Below are 18,301 nucleotides of genomic sequence, written 5' to 3'. Positions count from 1 at the left end.
CTTTTGGTCGGTTACGTCGTTTAGTATCGAAACAGCTACCTGTTTTTCGTTGTCCTGCTACCAGAATCAACACCACCTGGTAGTCGCGTGTCACGCTATCAACCAACCAGTTCATACCTATGAAAACCTGCTTACTCCTGCTGATCAGTGCGCTGTTCATCGCGTCCTGTACACCCAAAGCGCAGCTCGTTACCATCCGGGGCGACAACCTTAAAGCCGTCCCCGATCAGGGGCTGGTGATGGACAATGATACCATGACCCTGCGCTACAGCTTTTCGCACGAACGGGGACAAATGCAGATCTTGCTAGTTAACAAACTCAACCGGCCACTGTATGTCGACTGGAAGCGTTCGGCTTTCATCGTTGGCAAAGAAAAACTGGACTACTGGTACGATGTGGCTGACGTTAATCTCAGTACCTCGACATTGGGCAGTTGGTACAGTCGTTATTCGATAGGGTCAATCAATGGAGTTATTTCGAAAGACGATCCGGTTGGCTTCATTCCACCTGGTACGCAACTGGCGAAGAAGCAATTCGTAGTGTATCCCAACGGCACCATTCGACTACCCGGTCAGCCCGAAGTCGTCGAAGAAGCGTCGAAAAGTGGCAACCGTCGAAAACCCGTTGCCGTCGATATCTACACGTACCAGCCCGATCAGTCGCCCCTGCGGTTTCGTAACTACCTGACCCTCTCAACAGATAAAGACTTCAAGACGGAATTTATCATCGATACGAAGTTTTGGGCGTCGGATATCCGCGTAATGCCAGCCAACCAGCTGACGGGCGTGGCCATTCACGAATACGAAGGTGGCAGCTACTTTGAATCACTGCCTTTTAAGAAACCCGATGGCTTCTACATCCGGCTTCCGATACAATAGGTAAAAAAAAGCCGGTTTCTGCTCTTATTGTAGTTGACAAACTCTCGAAGGCTGTTGACCTTTGAGTGCTTATTTAATTGTCTCAATTTTAGAAATAACATGTCACAACTAACCCTGACCTTGGGCGACAAGGCGTACTTCCCTTTCGTTGAGAAGCCTATTGCCTACGAGGGTCGCGAGTCGGATAACCCGCTGGCATTCAAGTTTTACGATCCCAGCCGCACGATTCTGGGCAAGCCAATGAAGGACCTGTTCCGCTTTGCGGTAGCGTACTGGCATACCTTCTGCGGCACTGGTGGTGATCCCTTCGGCCCTGGCGTGAAGCATTTTCCGTGGGATGCCGCTGCCGGCACGGACCCGCTGGGCGCAGCGCACCAAAAAATGGATGCCGCCTTCGAGTTCATCACCAAAATGGGCATGGAGTTCTACTGCTTCCACGACGTCGACGTAGCGCCCGAAGGTAACTCGAACAGCGACTTCGAGAAAAACTTCCGCGCCATTGTCGATTACGCCAAACAGAAGCAGGCAGCCAGTGGCGTGAAGCTGCTGTGGGGAACGGCCAACCTGTTCTCGCACGAGCGGTACATGAACGGTGCCAGCACCAACCCCGATTTCCACGTACTGGCCCACGGCGGCTGGCAGGTGAAGAATGCCATCGACGCTACGATTGAGCTGGGTGGCTCAGGCTACACGTTCTGGGGAGGTCGCGAAGGCTATATGTCGCTGCTGAACACCAACATGAAGCGGGAGCAGGAACACCTGGGCCGCTTCCTGCAAATCAGCCGTGATTACGCCCGCAAGCAGGGTTTCAAAGGAGCGTTCTACATCGAGCCAAAGCCGATGGAGCCGACCAAGCACCAGTACGATTTCGACGCAGCAACGGTTGTTGGCTTCCTCAACAAGTTTGGCCTGCAGGACGATTTCGAACTGAATCTGGAGACCAACCACGCTACGCTGGCCAACCATACGTTTGCGCACGAGCTACAGGTAGCGGTCGACAACAACATGCTGGGTAGCATCGACGCTAACCGGGGTGATTACCAGAACGGCTGGGATACCGACCAGTTCCCCGTCGATGTGTACGAGCTGACGGAAGCCATGCTGGTTATCTTGGAAGCAGGCGGCTTCAAATCGGGTGGTGTAAATTTCGACGCCAAAACCCGTCGTAACTCGACCGATCTGGAGGACATCTTCATCGCCCACATCGGTGGTATGGATACCTTCGCGCGGGCCGCTATTGCTGCCGAAGCTATCCTAGAAAAGTCGTCGTACAAAAAACTGCGCGCCGAACGTTACGCCAGCTACGATTCGGCGGAAGGTGCTCGCTTCGAAAAAGGCGAACTGACGCTGGAAGATCTGCGTACCTACGCGATGAATAACGGCGAGCCGAAGCAGGTCAGCGGTAAGCAGGAACTGTACGAAATGATTGTGAATCAGTACATCTAGTACCCGATAAATCATTCCGCAAACAGGGCCGGTTGTTCATTCGATCGGCCCTGTTCGTTTATCCTGACCTTTCGTAACTGGTCATACAGGCACAAGCGCTAATGGACACCTGCTTTTCTATTCGCTATCAGCCCGATCGCGCTGCCGGTTATTACCGTGTTACGGCTAGTCATCCGCGCCTTCCATGACCGGGACCGTCAATCCACCAATTCTGAACTATGAAAATTCCTGTACTCCTACTCAGCCTGTTTGTCGCTACGCAGGCGGTTGCCCAATCGGGCGAAAAATCGGCCGTTAAGGCAACAATCGACCGACTATTTGATGGGATGCGAAAAGCCGATTCGGCAAGTTTGAAAACAGTGTTTACGCCTACTGCCCGACTGCAAACCGTGGTCAACAAACAGGGCGTAGTTAGTGTCGGCGATTCACCGATTGCGTCGTTTATTAGTTCGGTCGGGAAAGCGAAACCTGGTGTACTTGACGAACGACTGGCGAGTATGGATGTCAAGATCGACGGTGAGCTCGCAACCGTCTGGACACCCTATGTTTTCTATTTACAGGGGCAGAAAAACCACTGTGGTGTCAACGCCTTTACGCTGGTCAAACTAAACGGCACGTGGCAGATTCAGGGTATAATCGACACCCGTCGGAAAGACAACTGCCCTGACCTCCCAAAGCCCTGATCAGTCGCCAGACCATTTCGGTGGCCTTTTTTCCAGAAAGGCCGTCATTCCTTCCCGTGCATCGGGCGTTTGCTGTAGCTGTACGAACTGCTCGTACAAATAAGCCTGTTGCTGATCGGGTGGCAGGCTTTTCAAGGCGCGCCGGGCACGTAACCCGAACTGTATCGCCGTCGGGGAAACCTGTTTCAACTCGTCAGCCAACTGACCAACAGTAGTCAGTAATTGGTCGGCAGACACTTTATCGGTTATCAGCCCGATCTCCAGTGCTTCGTCGGCCGTAAGGGTCTGTGCACGTAGACACAGATCGAGCGCTTTGCGGGCGGGCATCAGATCGAAGAGCAGCGCCAGTACCTGAAATGGAAACAGACCCCGCTTCACTTCCGGCAGGCTAAACGTCGCCGTCTCAACAGCGACAGCATACGTACAGCCTGCTACCAACAGAAATCCGCCCGCATGCACCCCGCCCTGCACCTGGGCAATTGTCGGTTTATCCAATTGCTGGAGCAATTCACCCAGTCGTACAGGGCCAGTCGGCTCAGGGACAGCCGGTCGTTCATCGGACCCATTTGTCAGGCTTTTCAAATCCATTCCAGCACAGAACGTATCGCCCGCAGCTGCCAGCACAACCAGCCACACAGCGGGATTATGCTGCGCATGAGCCAGTGCAAACGCCAGCTCAGCCAGCATAGGCGGATGAAGCGCGTTCTTCTTCTGGGGGCGGTTCAACGTGATCGTCAGGACGTGGTCGTCAACCGACAAAAGCAAGTATTGGAAGCCGTTCGTGGGTAACGAAGTCGTTTGTTGAGCGGTGTAAAGCATAGCCTAAAGTACAATAAATTACCGCTTACGAACTATTTTCGACGTAACACACGAAGATAGTTTATCCATCAGTTCTTCTGACAGCTGCACCTATATCAACGCCCGATCCTATGAAACCTTTACTTTTAGTCGTTTTCTTGGTAATCAGCCTGTCAGGCAAAGCGTCTCATTTACTAGGTGGTTACGTGCGGGCGACTCCCGTTGCTGGTCAGGCACTCACGTATACATTGACCACCACGCTCTACGCGTACAAATCGCCCGCTACGACTGAGTTAGTATCTGTTTCGTTTTGCCTGGGCGATGGCACAACCCAACTTATATCCAGAAAAAGTCAGACCGCTATCACGACCGATGGAACCATCGTTGCGACGGTTTTTGAGACAACCTACACGTATCCCGGTGCCGGTACCTATACGGCTTCCGTCGCCATAGCGAACCGGTCAGGGCAACTCAATATCCCTTCTGCCGAAGCTAGCTTCCTGACCCTGACGACCACATTTGTTATCGGTACTACCCTGACTAACCAGACGCCTATAGCCGCTATCCCAACCGCCGGTTTTCGGCTGGCCGTCAATCAGCGGGCGGTGTTGGCTCTGCGCGCTACCGATTCGGAAAACGACAGTATCCGTTACACGCTGGCGCGGCCAGTTACTACCACCAGTAACAATACCTGCCAGGCCAGTGAGTTGACGCAGTACACATTTCCGAACGACGTAGCCAAGCAGGGCACGTTTACCCTCAATAGCCAAACCGGCGAGTTAGTCTGGACAGCCCCCGTCAGACAGGGCACGTATAGCGTGGCTGTTCTGATTAGCGAGTACCGAAACGGTATTAATATCAGTCAGACGCTAGAAGAAATTCCGCTGCTGGTTATCGATCAGGCGGTTACTCCTGTCGCTATTCCCCCGTACGAACCGGCCATGTCGACGGGTATTGTAACGGCCGTATCGCCACCCGTCGATGCGTCGATGCAACTCAGCGCGTTTCCCAATCCGGTCGAAGAAAACTTACAGGTGGTTGTACTGACCAATACACCGGCGGTTGTAACGGTACAGTTGCTTGACGCGAACGGGCGACAACTACATCAGCTGGGTACGCGTACCCCCGTACGCCGACATGAGCAGGTGATCGGGATGGGAAGCCTGTCTGCGGACACTTACCTGATCCGCGCCGACATTGGCGGTCGTATTCTTACGGAAAAGGTGGTAAAAAAATAGAGACGCAGGTTGACTGCGTCTCTGTGTGTTGCATTGATATAGCTAGCTGAACCCTACTTCAGCATGGCAAACAAGGTCGAAAGCCGTGCTTTCAGATCTTTACGGTCGACGATAAAATCCAGGAACCCATGTTCCAGTACGAATTCGGCACTCTGGAAGCCTTTGGGTAGATCTTTACCGATCGTTTCGCGGATAACCCGTGGACCGGCAAACCCGATCAGCGCTTCAGGCTCGGCAATGTTGAAATCACCCAGCATAGCATAAGAAGCCGTAACGCCACCAGTCGTCGGATCGGTGAGCAGCGATACGTACGGTAATTTCTCGTTGGACAATAGTGCCAGTTTGGCCGACGTTTTTGCCATCTGCATCAGCGAAAAACCGGCTTCCATCATGCGCGCGCCACCAGACCGCGACACCATTAGAAAAGGGGTCCGATTCTGAATGGCGTGATCGACAGCGCGGGCGATTTTTTCACCCACAACCGAGCCCATCGAACCACCGATAAACGCAAAATCCATCACAGCCATGGTGACCATTTCGCCGTTTACCGGCCCGTAAGCCGTTCGGACGGCATCGCGCAGTCCGGTTTTAGCCATCGTTGCCCGAATCCGGTCGGGGTATGCTTTCGTATCGACAAACTTGAGGGGGTCACCGGACGTCATTGCTGCGTCGAGTTCAACGAATTCATTATCGTCGAACAGGATCGAGAAATACGCTTCCGATCCAACCTTCTCGTGGTAGTTACAATGGATGCAGGTATACGCGTTGAGTTTGTGCTCACGCGTCTGCATCGCTTTTTTACAATTCGGGCACTGATACCATAACCCATCGGGAGCTTCCCGTTTTAGTTCGGTGGGGGTTTGAATTCCTTTATCTTTTCGGACGAACCAAGACATATCGACTAACGACAGTTGACAGGCAGTTACCACCACCCGGTATAAATAAGCCCCAAAGGTACGAAGAAACCTGACCCGTTTATCACTACTTACTTTGTCAGGTAATTACATTGATTAGCACAGATAACAAACTCAACAAAAAAGGACTTCTCTCCAGAAGTCCTTTTTTGTTGAGTTTGTTATCTGTTACTCATGCCGCATACTATTCAGATTCGACCGAACGAATTCATGATCAGGCAGGGCGGGTTTTTCGTACAAAATGTGTCGATTTCGTTCGAACGTTGGCCGTTCAAGATCGCCGACACTACCACGAACGAACATATCGATCGTTTTACGGATCAATTCAGCATCCCCTGCTTCGTCGACCGGTTCTTCCGTGAGCGTGTAGCGGCCGTCGTCGTAGGGAAACAAATGCCTGCCCTCCGGATCTTCCCCCAGACCACGCAGGTCGCCGGTCCGATCGGTAGGTACCAGATCACGCATAACACGGCGCGGGCCGGGTTCAGGCTCGTTCTCAACAGTAGTGTTAGCGGGCGGCTCTGTATCGTTGGTAACCTCGTCAACGGGCTGTATCTCCGTTTCAGCCGATACTTCCTCAACGGGTTCCTCTACCTCTTCGATGATATCTTCAGGTTCTTTCAGGTCGCCGGGGGTACCCTTCAGAATTTCGCCCAGGTCGGTAGTAGGACCAAAACCAGCGGCAATAATCGTTACCCGTAGTTTGTCACCCAGTGAGTTGTCGGTAATTGCGCCGACTTTCATCATACGCGCCTGCGCCTGAATCCGATCTGAAACAAGCTGGTTGATAGCCGTTTGCTCCCAGACGAACATCGAATGCTCTTCGCTGGATGAAATCGTCAGCAGCAGTCGCTGTGCACCGCGAATGTCGTGGTCGTTGAGCAGGGGCGAGTTCAGGGCCGCTTCGATTGCTTTCACCGCCCGGTCTTCTCCGCTTGCTTCCGCCGACCCCATCACCGACTGTCCGGCCCGCTCCAGAACTTTCTTTACGTCGGCAAAGTCGGAGTTGATATCCCCCTGCGTCGTGATGATTTCGGCAATACTTTTTACCGCATTGGCCAATACGTCATCAGCGTGCGCATACGCCTGACGCCAGGTCAGGTTGCTGTACAGTTCCGACAGTTTATCGTTCAGCACGACCAGTACCGTATCGCAACTCTTCTTGAGTTTCTCGATACCGTCGAGTGCCTGCTCTTTCTTCTCAACGCCTTCGTACCAGTAGGGTGCCGTCACGACAGCCACTGTCAGCAGGCCCATTTCCTTGGCTATTTCTGCAACGACCGGAGCCGCGCCGGTGCCCGTACCACCACCCATACCGGCCGTGATAAATACCATCCGGGTTGGTGTTTCCAGCATCTTCCGAATCTCGTCGATGTTGGCGCGGGCCGCTTCCTCCCCCGCTTTCGCTTCAGTACCGGCCCCTAACCCATCGCCAAGTTGCAACCGGTACTCCACGGGGTTAGTCATCAGAGCCTGGCGGTCCGTATTACACACGGCAAAATCGACATCTTTCATGCCCATTTCGTACATGTGCTTGACGGCATTGCCTCCCATGCCCCCGACGCCAATCACTTTGATGATGTGCTGGCTCTTTTCTTCCGTTGCAAATCTATAGCCTTGTGTCACCATGTGGCGGTTCTATATTGTCTTAGGTATGTTGGACAAAAACTATGCAATTCGACGCTTGTTTGGCATCGCAGCTTACTCATACGTATCTGTCGGACTGCCTTTCTGCGGAAACAGGGTACGCAGAATACGATCCAGAAAACTCTCACCCTGTACGCGTTCCGGCTCGGGTGGCAACGCGGGTTCGGCCTTCTCTACTACGGGCTCCGGCGCTGCTTTCGGCTTCGACTCGACGCGTTCGTTGTACTTGGCCCGAACCGGATCACTGATAAACGAGATACGCCGATCGAGCGTTTTGTACCCCGCCCAGACCAGTCCCACTGCCGTTGCGTAGGCCGGATCGCCCACCAGATCAGCCCGTCCGTTCGGCTCCAGGTGTTCAGGATAGCCGACCCGCACTTCTTCCGCGCCAGTGACGCGGTTGAAGATTGATTCGACACCCGAAATCATAGCCGTACCACCGGTCAGTACCAGTCCACCCAGTAATTTACCTTCGTAACCCGACCGCAGGATTTCGGCCTGTACCATGGCGGCAATCTCGCGCAGTCGGTCTTCGATGATAATGGCGACGTTCTTAATCAGCACGTCCTTCGGTTTCTTGTTGCTCAACCCTGGTACAGCCACGACCTGATTCAGGTTGAACTCGGAGGGCGTAGCGCTACCGAACTTCTTTTTCAGGAGTTCGGCCTGCTCGGGCATAATCTTGCAACCCAACTGAATATCCGACGTCAGACTGTTACCAGCCCAGGGGAACACCGCCACGTGGCGCAGCACATTGCGGTAATAAATGGCGAGTTGGGTTGTTCCACCGCCGACATCGATCAGGGCTACACCAGCGTATTTCTCTTCGTCAGTCAATACCGACAGACCCGACGCCAGTACGGAGAGCATCATGGTATCGAGTACCAATTCATTACGGGCTACGCATTTCCGCACGTTCCGGGCCGCATTGGCCTGCGCCGTAATAATCTGGAAGTCAGCGCCCAGCTTGACACCATTCCGCCCCACCGGCTGATCGATATTCATTTCACTATCGACCACGAAATCCATCGGCAGTACGTGCACGATTTCTTTATCGGCCGGTATCGCCGTGCGGTACATATCGTTCAGCAAATGATCGATATCCTCCTTTTGAATTTCGTCGCCAGCCGACGAGCGAGTAATATTCCCGGTTGATTTTACCGAGACGACATGCGAGCCATTGAAGCTTACATTGACCCGCTCAATCGGCATATTGATTTGACTGGCAACCTCATCGATTACCTGCCGGATGGCACTAACGGCATTGTTGACGTTGACAACTGACCCCTTCGCGACACCGTCGTTCATGCGGGTACGGCCAACGCCCAAAATTTCCAGTGTTTCCTGATTCTTGTTATTGCGTACTAACCGGCCAGCTACGGCACAAACTTTCGTGCTACCAATGTCCAGGCCAACTACAATATTCTCTCCAACGCTCGTCGCCATCATTCGCACACTATTTGATTTCGGTACTGAACGTTTACCCGGTGGTAGGCATCCCAACCTTTGGCAGGCAAAATGTTCGTATAAAACAATTTCAGCTTTTGAAACTTCGCATCCAGATTCACCGGTTCACCCAGTTCAAGCTGATGCTGTCCGAGTTGTGGCCACATCGTCACTTCGCCCGACCGGTTAACGGACAGCTCAACGATTTGTGCCCGCCAAAACGAGTCTTGCTGAATTCGCTTTAGCAAATCCAGCAGCGGTCGGTTGCGTTCACTGGCCAATGAGCGGTTACTGGCAAAATATGCCCCGCTTAGCAGTGGCACCCGAGCCGTATAATTCATCGACACAGGGAAGAAGCGCCCTTCTTCACTGACATATTGCCCCCCTACCCGCCGGGTTTCATCGTCGGGCATGTTGACAAGGCGCGCCAGCGGCCGGGGCGGCTCCACACGAACAAGCAAATCACCATTGAGATCGCGCGATACCTGACAGGTTTTCACAAGACCGTGCTGCCGGAGCCGCGTTTCGAGCTGCCGGAAGTTAACGTCTGTGTAGGCTTTACCCAGGATAGGATCGTTACCGTCCCGCGTCAGATAGGCCATTACGTCCCGATTGGTTATGAAGTGCTGTCCATCTACCTGATCCAGTCGGACAATCACATCACGGACGTGTTTTTGACCATGACGGATTTCCGTAAACGCAATCAGGCATAACAGACTAAGAAGCCCGCCAGCCGTGAATAACCACGTTCGGATTGATTTAAAGGTAGAAAACATCTCCTTACTGCTAGGTCAACAAACTGCTTTTTTTATTTATTGGTCCGTTAAACGGTTTTTTAATTCAGTTAACAACTGATCGATATCACCAGCGCCGACCGTAACCAGTAATTCCGGCTTTTCTGATGAAATAATGGCCAATATTTCATCTTTTGTACACTGCCGTTTATTTTTCGCCCGAATGTCGCGAAAAATAAGTTCCGATGTTACGCCTTCGATGGGCGACTCGCGAGCCGGGTAAATATCCAGCAACAATACCTCGTCAGCCAGCGACAGGCTATTGGCAAAACCTTCGGCAAAATCGCGGGTGCGGCTGAACAGATGCGGCTGGAAAATAGCCGTCAGTGTACGGTCAGGATAAAGCGCTTTAACCGACTGTAAAAACGCTTCTACTTCGGCCGGATGATGCGCGTAATCATCGATCAGAATGGCTTTGTCGGTTTTCAGAATATACTCGAACCGACGCTTAACTCCCCGGTAACTGCCCAGGGCATTCCGAACGGCGGCTGGCGAAACGCCCAACTCCAGCGCAACAGCTGCGGCTGCAATGGCATTTTCTACATTATGAAAGCCGGGAATCAGGAGGGCGATATCAGGAATCGTACCGCCGGGATAAACCAGATCGAAGCTGAACGTCGCGTTTTCGATGCGCAGCTTCTCCGCGTGGTAATCGCCTTCGTTCAGGGAATATGTTTGTACGTCAGCCTGTGTTTTGTCAGCCAGCGACAAGCCTTTTTTCATAAACAGAACCCCCGGCTGCGCGGGGCTACTCCCTACCTGAAGTGGTTCGATCTGACTAACGTAGGCACTAAACGAGTCAAGTACGGCCTCATGAGCCCCGTAGATGTCGAGGTGATCGGCATCCGTCGAAGTGACAATGGCCAGATGGGGATGTAGCGTCAGGAACGAACGATCGAACTCATCCGCTTCGACCACACACACCACCGAACGCAAGTCGTCGGCGGGTTCGTTGAGCAGAAAGTTGGTACCGTAGTTATTCGTTATCCCTCCCAGAAACGCAGCACAGTTGACACCCGCGTCGCGCAGGATGTGCGCCACCATCGACGAGGTCGTCGTTTTCCCATGCGTACCTGCCACGCCGACCGTATTCATCTGACCGGCGATCAGCCCCAGCACCTGTGACCGTTTTTGCAGCGTAAAGCCGTTTTCGGTCAAGTAAACGTACTCTTTGTGCGTTTTCGGAACGGCGGGGGTATAAATGATGAGCGTCTTGTCAGGCTGTTGCCGGAACGTGGCCGGAATCTGCTCGACAGCCTCCTCGAAGTGAATGGCCATGCCCTCGGCCTGTAAAGCGTCGGTCAGGGCCGTCGACGTACGGTCGTAACCAGCGACCTCGTAGCCGTTGATAACAAACCAGCGGGCCAGCGCACTCATTCCGATACCGCCGATTCCCAAAAAATAAACGTACTGAAAGCGATCTAAAGTCATTGCACCAGTTTGCGTACTTCCTCCGCGATGTCGCGGGCGGCCGTGGGTTTTCCTAATTTTTTCAGTTCGACACTCAACTGTTCCCGCTGACGTTGGTTCGCCAGCAGCGCCAGCGCAGCGCCGATAAGTTGTTGCCGGGCATCCTGATCGCGAACCAGCAGCGCGGCATTCCGGTCAACCAGACTCATGGCATTCTTAGTCTGATGATCTTCTGATGCCTGCGGAAATGGTACCAGTATAGCCGGCCGGCCTACCAGCGCCAGTTCCGACACAGACAATGCGCCCGCCCGCGACACAACGGCATCGGCAACGGCGTACGCTTTGTCCATTTCGTAGATGAAGTCGTAAGCACGTACCAACGGTGAACCAAGTGCTGTGATGGCCTGCCGGGCGCGCTCAATAAAGCCCGCACCGGTCTGCCAGACAACCTGCACACCTGCATCGACAAACCGACTGAGCCCCGCTTCCATACTTTCGTTAATGGTTCGCGCGCCCTGACTGCCGCCAATCACCAACAGTGTCGGACGGTTGGTATCCAGACCGAAAAATTGCCGGCCGGCCTCAACCTGCGCGTCCGCCAGCTGAATATCGCTGCGAACCGGGTTTCCCGTCAGCCGAATTTTATCGACCGGAAAAAACGCGTCCATGCCCGGATAAGCGACGCAGATACGTTTTGCCCAGCGCGCCAGCACTTTGTTAGTTAGTCCGGCGTACGAATTCTGTTCCTGAATCAGGGTCGGCACACCTTTCAGCGAAGCCGCCAGCAACAACGGTCCGCTGGCATAACCACCTACGCCAACGGCAACGTCGGGTCGGAAGTCACGTACGATTTCCTGCGCTCGCAACAGACTCCGGCCCAGCTTAATTGGGAAGAGCAGGTTTGCCAGCGTCAGTTCACGTCGAATACCGACCACCGGCAAGCCGATAATCTCGTAGCCCGCACGAGGTACTTTCTCCATTTCCATCTTTCCTTCCGCCCCAACAAATAATAGCCGGGTTGTTGGATCGATTGTTTTTAATTCATTGGCGATGGCAATAGCCGGATAGATGTGGCCACCCGTTCCACCTCCACTAATAATGACGTTCATACACCCACTGGGTTACAGACAGACCGTACCGGTTCTTTATTTTTTTTCCGCGATCAACCGTTCGTCGACCTGCTCCCGGCTGACGCTTAGCACAATACCAAAGGCCAGTCCGGTGAATACCAGCGACGTCCCTCCCATACTTAGCAGTGGTAGTGGTTGTCCGGTTACCGGGGCCAGTCCGATGGCAACGCAGATACTGGCTAGTGCCTGAATTACGAGACTGAACGTAAGCCCGGCTGCCAGCAGCCCTCCAAACGGCCGGGTTGTCTGGTCGATGGTCTTTATACCTCGCCAGAGAAACCATAAATACGCCAGCACCACGGGAATACCGCCGAACAATAGGCCGTATTCTTCCACGATGATGGCAAAAATGAAATCGGAAAACGGAAACGGCAGGATATTCCGCTGGTGACTGTTACCGGGGCCTTTCCCCATCAGGCCGCCATTGGCCAGCGCGATGTACGACTGTTTGACCTGAAACCCGACTGTTTCCGAACTGGTAAAATTCTTGATCCGATTACTGGCCGTTCCGAACCGCTGCCCGAAGAACAGCCCGATGCCGCCAAAAAAGACGCAGACGCAGACCATGATTACGAGGTATTTAACCGGAACCCGGCCAATGTACATGAGCAGGAAGCAGGTCGCGCCCAGCATCAGTGCAGTAGACGTACTGGTCAGGATAACGAGGAAGCAGATCGCGCCGATCCACAGAATCATGTTGACCAATACGCTGGGGTCGTCCACGTACTTCTGCCGTTTCGCCAGCATCGCAGCCAGGTTTGAAATAAGGGCTAGCTTCGCTAAGTCGGATGGTTGTACCGTCCGGTTAATGATGGGTATGGTTACCCAACGTGATGCGTCATTGACACTGGTTCCTTTGAAGAACGCCCAAAGCAGCAACACCACCGACAGCCATAGCCCGTAGCGCGACAGTTGAGCGTATACCAGGTAGTTGGCTTTGTGCGCCCAGTACATGCAGCCGAGCCCAAGCATCAGCAGGATACCGTGCTGAAACAGAAACGATTCCGTGTCGCCGTTTGCTTCGCGAAACGCCCGCGTGCTAGTCGCGCTGTAAACGACCAGGATGCTCATCACCGACAGGTAAAAGACGATCCACCAGATTTGCCGGTCGCCTTTCAGGTACGTGCGGAACAGGTTCGTAATCGGAAACATATGCTATACTGGATAACGATTGAGTCAGGGAATGATTACAGAGTCAGCGAGCTGCGCAACGGCCGTGCGGAACTGATCGCCCCGGTCGATGTAGTTGCGGAACAAGTCGAAGCTGGCGCAGGCGGGCGACAGCAGTACAGTCTCGCCGGGGCCAGCCAATGATAATCCTTTTGCAACAGCGTCCGTGATCTGCTGCGTTTCGTAAATCACCGGTACGCGCCCGCCGAAATGATCGACCAGTTTTTTGTTGTCGACACCCAGGCAGATCAGCGCCTTTACATGTTTATCGACCAATTCATCAAGCTGGCCGTAGTCATTGCCTTTGTCCTGCCCACCCGCAATCCAGACCGTCGGTGTATCCATGCTCGACAGCGCGTAGAATACGGAATCGACATTAGTAGCTTTCGAGTCGTTGATGAACTGTACGCCATTGATCGTCCCCACAGGTTCGAGCCGGTGCGCGGCATTTTCGAACGTGCGCAATCCGTCGGTGATAGCATCATCGGTAGCCCCGACAGCCTGCGCCACCAACACGGCGGCCAGCATGTTGATCGCGTTGTGCGGTCCGCGCAGGGGTGTGTCGGCCTGCGCTATCGTAAACGTCTGCGTTCCTGTCTGCGCTGTCAACTGACCGTTCAGCGCGTAACCGCCTTCTCCCGTCAGAGCACTGTCGAGTCGAATGGGGCGTTTCTGAATTGCATATGCCTGCTTTGCCAGTTGGTCCGTTACGGGTTGACTACCGTCAAAATAAATGAAGGTATCACTGGGTCGGGCGTTTTGCAGAATCCGGAATTTCGAATCGACGTACTGTTGAAAATCGTAGTTGTACCGATCGAGGTGATCGGGCGTGATGTTGAGCAGTACCCGCACGTCGAGATGAGTGTCGTACATATCGTCGAGCTGAAAGCTACTCAACTCCAACACGTAGTAATCATAGGACTGATTGAGCACCTGCTCGGCAAAGCTATCACCGATGTTGCCGGCCAGACCGACATTGAAGCCTGCCGTTTTCAGGAGGTGATAGGTCAGTAACGACGTGGTGGTTTTCCCATTGCTACCTGTGATACCAATCAGCCGGGCGTTGGTGTAGCGGGCGGCAAATTCAATCTCTGAAATGACGGGCGTACCCTGCTCCCGTAGTGCTTTTACCAGTGGAACGGTAGCCGGAATACCGGGGCTTTTGATGACTTCGATGGCAGTCAGAATCTGGCTGTCGGTATGCTGCCCTTCCTCAAACGGGATACCCGCCTGCTGTAGCGTAGCCCGGTACGAATCGCCTAGTTTACCTTTATCTGACAGAAAAACGTCGAATCCTTTGGCTTGAGCCAGCAATGCAGCACCGACGCCACTTTCGCCCCCACCCAACACTACTATCTTTTTTGTACCCATACGAACCGGCAGTCTTGACACAAAATAACGCAAAAGAAACAAAAGCCCCCCGTTACAACGGGGGGCTTTTGTTTCTTTTGGCTCAATCTAGGCTTTTTGGGACATCGAACTCGATAACCGCGCCCGGTTAGCCGCCTTCACGAGTAGAAAGACAACGAACGCTATAGTCAGGAATTGAATGACCACGTTGAGGAAGTTTCCGTAGCGAATGGCGACTTCCGGAGTAGTGCCAACCGCTTCTTTCAACACGATCTTCAGCTGGCTAAAATCGATTCCGCCAATGACTAAACCGAGTATGGGGTTGACAATATCCTCAACCAGTGAAGTTGTGATTTTACCGAAAGCGGCACCAATGATAATACCAACAGCAAGGTCGAGAACGTTACCCTGCGCGATGAATGTTTTGAATTCGTTCAGCATGTGTTATCAGATGGTTAGTGGTGAAACGTACTCTGTCCTAGAAGGTGACCGGTGTAAATTACCACATAGTCAGCACTTTCTGCATACCCGGCCTGCTACTTGTCCTTCTTACCTTTTTTAAAGGTACTCTTGGTATACGTCAGCCCGATACCAGCTGTCTGCTGTAACTGCCAGAAGGGTGAGTAATCGCGATTATACAATGCCGTTACGTTGACCGTTACACCCAGGTATTTGGTCACGTTGGCCGCAACCAGTATGTCGATACGGTGGTCGGCACTGGCAAGTGATCCGTAGTTTGCGAAGAGCAGATACTTCGCACTGAACGTGAAGACACGGCTGACAGCCGTGCTAAATACCATCTGTAGCTGCATCGCAGCCCACTCGCGTCGTATACTTCTCCCCGGCGTTACTCCATATACAGTAGCCGTTGGGTCCTGCACAAAAATGCTGTCGGCATCCCCCCGGTAGCGAACCGACTGATTGGCGAGAAACGTAAATCGTGTGGCCAGTGGACTAAATCGAATGGCAAACCGATCACTCGGCTTATACGCCAGCCCGAAAGCAGTGGTCAACTGGGCTGGCGACAAAAAACTAGCGGTCTTAACTGGCGATTGGCCACTACCGATTCGTTTGTACTCGTACCCCGGTGCAAAGTAAGTCGTGAACGTCCCGGAACCGAACAGGTCGACTTTAGGTGCAATATGAAAACCCGCCACGGAATTGAGCAGTATCTGATCAGACGCTTTCTGAAACAGGCCGGCCTGTCGAACAAAACCTAACTGCAAATCTGCGTTACTATCCCACGACCACCGGTCTCGCTGATACAAGGCGCGGGTGTTGATGATCCCTCCAATCGAGACAGAATTTACCCCGCCACCTATCCAGTTGCTGAAGGTGGCCTGATTGAGGGTAATGTTGCCATTAAACGACCGCTGCCAGTAACTGGTGTCCTGCGGTACGCCCTGGGTTAGCCGCACCGTATCCCGCTTGACGATTACCGTTTCCCGGATTAGCACTGTATCACTACCAACGACCAGCGTGTCGACCAGCTTCGTAGTAACGGGCTCTGCTTTCTTTTGCCCGAAGGCAACGCTTGCCCACAGCCAGCAGAAGGCCACAATAACTGCGTATTGATTCGTCATATATGTTTCGCAGCTAGACCGCTTCTGCTGCCGGTTCATAGATAATTACAGTTTGGGTTTGCAGCGTTTGTAGTGGCAATACGGTGATTGTATCCTCAGTACGCAGTGTAAGTGACGTCGTATCCAGTTGCATAATCACTCCTTTCACCCCATCGACCTGAATTACCTGCCCGGTCCGGTACCTATTTTTCGAGTAGAATGACGACAGTATGTTCGCTAGTACGTCGCGGGATGCAATACCGTAGCCAATGGCGAAGGCGAAGATAGTACCACCTACGAGAAGCATAAAGCTGGACTCCAGCAGTTGGGTGTTAAGACCTGTCTGCCCGAGCGCGTTGATCAGCGTAATCACGAACAGAAAGAAGAAAACAAGTGATCCCAGCATACGCCCCCCTTTTATGTTGAACGACTGACACAAACTGATAACCAGCTTTTTCAGTGAGTCAGCGATCAGCAGGCCAACAACGATTATGATGCCGGCGACAATCAACTTGGGAATCAACCGGGTTACCCCGACGATCAGATCTGTCAGTGCAGCTATACGCACTAGCTCGGTGGCCGCCGTCGCGAAGATCAGAACAATGAAGAAGAATAGTACTTGGGCAATGACAGCACTGATTTTGACGGGTCTGTTCAGACTTTTTACTAGATCGATTTCGTTCAGCTTCTCACCAATTCGATCAAGGCCAACCTTTGCCAGTACAGTCTGTACAATCTTTTTGACCAGCTTGGCGACCAGGACGCCTATGAGTAGAATGATGACAGCACTGACCAACCGGGGCACGAAACTGACCAGCTGACCGATTAGGTCGGTAACAATGTTGACTAAGATTTCCTGAAGATTTGGTATGGAATTCATGGATTAACAAATTAGGAGCTAGATAAAGTACGGTTACTTCTGATCGGTTGATGACAACCCACTCATAAAGGTTGTCACCACACCAACAATGTTATGTATACACGTATCGGCGGCCATGAGCACGTTACGCATCAAATCGATTTCGGCGATGAGATCGTCCCTTAAATCAGGTGGACAATCAGCGTCCGACTCTAACGCATGAAATGGGTTGTTCTTTTCGTCCATATAGTTGTTAATAGAGCCAGCGTGCCGCCATAATCACACCGATAGCCAGCAAGAGACACAGTATGGTATTTTCCAGATAATACTTGCGGAGCCTGTCCCGGGATCGTTTCAGGCGCATTTTGACGGCGCTTTCTGTCAGGCCATTCATGTTGGCAATTTCCCGGATACTAACGTCGTCCTGGTACTTTAGCAGGAGCATACTGCGTTCGTCGGGCGGCATGTGCTCCAGCGCTATTTTCAGGCGCTGGGCTTCCATCTCCGCAAGCTCAGCGAGATTATCATCAGCCGCTTCGATCCGCTCCCAACCTTCATCTCGATACACTTCATTTCGATGACTCGCTGATCGAACGTGGTCTGTGCAATGATTATATGTAATCGAATAGAGCCAGGTCGAAAACTTGGCCTGCTCTTTGAAGCTCCCCAGTTTTACGACCAGCTTCAGGAAAATATCATGCGTAAGATCCTCAGCCTTGGGGGCATCTTTTGTGAATGAGAGGCATTTGCGATAAACTTTGTCACAGTACCGCCCATAAAGTCGTTCGAAGTAAACGTTCTGCTGTGTTTCTATGAATAAACGAACCAGCTTTTCATCTGAAAACTCCTTCATCGGTTGTTGGGACAACGAAAACGGGTAAAGTAACGCTTACCCGTGTGAATTTATGGGTACTGGCGTTATTGCTTATCGCCGGAGAATCGTTGCAGACGGTATGCCACAAAAAAGAGTCTGACC

General features: G+C 52.7%; 18 protein-coding genes. 4 read left to right on the top strand and 14 right to left on the bottom strand.

Features of this window, described 5'->3' with window-relative positions; genetic code table 11:
• Positions 1–119: 119 nt before the first annotated feature.
• The 3 genes from CLV58_RS09005 (at position 120) to CLV58_RS08995 (ending at position 3,007) form a co-directional block, all read left to right on the top strand.
• Positions 120–878, top strand: a complete 759-nt coding sequence (locus CLV58_RS09005; protein WP_106137460.1) for a putative periplasmic lipoprotein — start codon at positions 120–122, stop codon at positions 876–878.
• 99 nt (positions 879–977) lie between these two features.
• The gene (gene xylA / locus CLV58_RS09000; protein ID WP_106137459.1) at positions 978–2,324 is read left to right on the top strand and encodes a xylose isomerase; all 1,347 of its coding nucleotides are present in this window, start codon (positions 978–980) and stop codon (positions 2,322–2,324) included.
• A gap of 218 nt (positions 2,325–2,542) precedes the next feature.
• Positions 2,543–3,007: a nuclear transport factor 2 family protein gene (locus CLV58_RS08995; RefSeq protein ID WP_106137458.1), complete on the top strand. Its 465-nt coding sequence runs from the start codon at positions 2,543–2,545 to the stop codon at positions 3,005–3,007.
• Here the strand turns inward: CLV58_RS08995 and CLV58_RS08990 are convergent, their stop codons facing one another.
• On the bottom strand, positions 3,008–3,826 hold the full coding sequence (locus tag CLV58_RS08990) for an enoyl-CoA hydratase/isomerase family protein (RefSeq protein ID WP_106137457.1): 819 nt from the start codon (positions 3,824–3,826) through the stop codon (positions 3,008–3,010).
• Between the two features lie 110 nt (positions 3,827–3,936).
• Here CLV58_RS08990 and CLV58_RS08985 point away from each other — a divergent pair, with 110 nt between their 5' ends.
• Complete coding sequence (locus CLV58_RS08985) at positions 3,937–5,043, top strand: T9SS type A sorting domain-containing protein (RefSeq protein ID WP_106137456.1); 1,107 nt, start codon at positions 3,937–3,939, stop codon at positions 5,041–5,043.
• Between the two features lie 53 nt (positions 5,044–5,096).
• On the opposite strand, the gene accD is transcribed toward CLV58_RS08985, so the two are convergent.
• The 13 genes from accD to CLV58_RS08920 form a co-directional block, all read right to left on the bottom strand.
• Positions 5,097–5,939, bottom strand: a complete 843-nt coding sequence (gene accD / locus CLV58_RS08980; protein WP_106137455.1) for an acetyl-CoA carboxylase, carboxyltransferase subunit beta — start codon at positions 5,937–5,939, stop codon at positions 5,097–5,099.
• A gap of 186 nt (positions 5,940–6,125) precedes the next feature.
• Complete coding sequence (gene ftsZ / locus CLV58_RS08975) at positions 6,126–7,586, bottom strand: cell division protein FtsZ (RefSeq protein ID WP_106137454.1); 1,461 nt, start codon at positions 7,584–7,586, stop codon at positions 6,126–6,128.
• A gap of 72 nt (positions 7,587–7,658) precedes the next feature.
• Positions 7,659–9,053 carry a cell division protein FtsA gene (ftsA, locus tag CLV58_RS08970; RefSeq protein WP_425443503.1) on the bottom strand — a complete coding sequence of 465 codons (1,395 nt, stop codon included), beginning with the start codon at positions 9,051–9,053 and terminating at the stop codon, positions 7,659–7,661.
• Positions 9,050–9,709, bottom strand: a complete 660-nt coding sequence (locus tag CLV58_RS08965) for a cell division protein FtsQ/DivIB (RefSeq protein WP_342748898.1) — start codon at positions 9,707–9,709, stop codon at positions 9,050–9,052. The genes ftsA and CLV58_RS08965 overlap by 4 nt, the downstream gene beginning before the upstream one ends.
• Before the next feature lie 153 nt (positions 9,710–9,862).
• A complete protein-coding gene (murC, locus tag CLV58_RS08960) occupies positions 9,863–11,275 on the bottom strand; it encodes a UDP-N-acetylmuramate--L-alanine ligase (RefSeq protein WP_106137452.1) in 1,413 nt (470 codons plus the stop codon).
• On the bottom strand, positions 11,272–12,363 hold the full coding sequence (gene murG / locus CLV58_RS08955; protein ID WP_106137451.1) for an undecaprenyldiphospho-muramoylpentapeptide beta-N-acetylglucosaminyltransferase: 1,092 nt from the start codon (positions 12,361–12,363) through the stop codon (positions 11,272–11,274). Before murG ends, murC begins: the two co-directional genes overlap by 4 nt.
• A gap of 36 nt (positions 12,364–12,399) precedes the next feature.
• Entirely contained in the window at positions 12,400–13,536 is a 1,137-nt protein-coding gene (locus CLV58_RS08950; RefSeq protein WP_106137450.1) for an FtsW/RodA/SpoVE family cell cycle protein, read from the bottom strand.
• 24 nt (positions 13,537–13,560) lie between these two features.
• A complete protein-coding gene (gene murD, locus CLV58_RS08945) occupies positions 13,561–14,925 on the bottom strand; it encodes a UDP-N-acetylmuramoyl-L-alanine--D-glutamate ligase (protein WP_106137449.1) in 1,365 nt (454 codons plus the stop codon).
• 87 nt (positions 14,926–15,012) lie between these two features.
• Positions 15,013–15,345: a large conductance mechanosensitive channel protein MscL gene (gene mscL / locus CLV58_RS08940; protein ID WP_106137448.1), complete on the bottom strand. Its 333-nt coding sequence runs from the start codon at positions 15,343–15,345 to the stop codon at positions 15,013–15,015.
• A gap of 95 nt (positions 15,346–15,440) precedes the next feature.
• Positions 15,441–16,487, bottom strand: coding sequence for a DUF3078 domain-containing protein (locus CLV58_RS08935; protein ID WP_106137543.1), 1,047 nt, complete (start codon positions 16,485–16,487; stop codon positions 15,441–15,443).
• Between the two features lie 13 nt (positions 16,488–16,500).
• Complete coding sequence (locus CLV58_RS08930) at positions 16,501–17,346, bottom strand: mechanosensitive ion channel family protein (protein WP_106137447.1); 846 nt, start codon at positions 17,344–17,346, stop codon at positions 16,501–16,503.
• A gap of 33 nt (positions 17,347–17,379) precedes the next feature.
• On the bottom strand, positions 17,380–17,571 hold the full coding sequence (locus tag CLV58_RS08925; RefSeq protein WP_106137446.1) for a hypothetical protein: 192 nt from the start codon (positions 17,569–17,571) through the stop codon (positions 17,380–17,382).
• 7 nt (positions 17,572–17,578) lie between these two features.
• A complete protein-coding gene (locus CLV58_RS08920) occupies positions 17,579–18,178 on the bottom strand; it encodes an RNA polymerase sigma factor (protein ID WP_106137445.1) in 600 nt (199 codons plus the stop codon).
• Positions 18,179–18,301 lie beyond the last annotated feature (123 nt).

This window comes from Spirosoma oryzae, assembly GCF_003002825.1.
In the GTDB taxonomy this organism is placed as follows: Bacteria; Bacteroidota; Bacteroidia; order Cytophagales; family Spirosomataceae; genus Spirosoma; species Spirosoma oryzae.
This window is presented reverse-complemented; position numbering and strand designations above follow the sequence as displayed.

Bases quoted from the DNA above. Each gene is read 5' to 3' on its own strand.
- CLV58_RS09005 (WP_106137460.1), top strand. From the start codon at position 120: ATGAAAACCTGCTTACTCCTGCTGATCAGTGCGCTGTTCATCGCGTCC.
- xylA (WP_106137459.1), top strand. From the start codon at position 978: ATGTCACAACTAACCCTGACCTTGGGCGACAAGGCGTACTTCCCTTTC.
- CLV58_RS08995 (WP_106137458.1), top strand. From the start codon at position 2,543: ATGAAAATTCCTGTACTCCTACTCAGCCTGTTTGTCGCTACGCAGGCG.
- CLV58_RS08990 (WP_106137457.1), bottom strand. From the start codon at position 3,826: ATGCTTTACACCGCTCAACAAACGACTTCGTTACCCACGAACGGCTTC.
- CLV58_RS08985 (WP_106137456.1), top strand. From the start codon at position 3,937: ATGAAACCTTTACTTTTAGTCGTTTTCTTGGTAATCAGCCTGTCAGGC.
- accD (WP_106137455.1), bottom strand. From the start codon at position 5,939: ATGTCTTGGTTCGTCCGAAAAGATAAAGGAATTCAAACCCCCACCGAA.
- ftsZ (WP_106137454.1), bottom strand. From the start codon at position 7,586: ATGGTGACACAAGGCTATAGATTTGCAACGGAAGAAAAGAGCCAGCAC.
- ftsA (WP_425443503.1), bottom strand. From the start codon at position 9,053: ATGATGGCGACGAGCGTTGGAGAGAATATTGTAGTTGGCCTGGACATT.
- murC (WP_106137452.1), bottom strand. From the start codon at position 11,275: ATGACTTTAGATCGCTTTCAGTACGTTTATTTTTTGGGAATCGGCGGT.
- murG (WP_106137451.1), bottom strand. From the start codon at position 12,363: ATGAACGTCATTATTAGTGGAGGTGGAACGGGTGGCCACATCTATCCG.
- CLV58_RS08950 (WP_106137450.1), bottom strand. From the start codon at position 13,536: ATGTTTCCGATTACGAACCTGTTCCGCACGTACCTGAAAGGCGACCGG.
- murD (WP_106137449.1), bottom strand. From the start codon at position 14,925: ATGGGTACAAAAAAGATAGTAGTGTTGGGTGGGGGCGAAAGTGGCGTC.
- mscL (WP_106137448.1), bottom strand. From the start codon at position 15,345: ATGCTGAACGAATTCAAAACATTCATCGCGCAGGGTAACGTTCTCGAC.
- CLV58_RS08935 (WP_106137543.1), bottom strand. From the start codon at position 16,487: ATGACGAATCAATACGCAGTTATTGTGGCCTTCTGCTGGCTGTGGGCA.
- CLV58_RS08930 (WP_106137447.1), bottom strand. From the start codon at position 17,346: ATGAATTCCATACCAAATCTTCAGGAAATCTTAGTCAACATTGTTACC.
- CLV58_RS08925 (WP_106137446.1), bottom strand. From the start codon at position 17,571: ATGGACGAAAAGAACAACCCATTTCATGCGTTAGAGTCGGACGCTGAT.
- CLV58_RS08920 (WP_106137445.1), bottom strand. From the start codon at position 18,178: ATGAAGGAGTTTTCAGATGAAAAGCTGGTTCGTTTATTCATAGAAACA.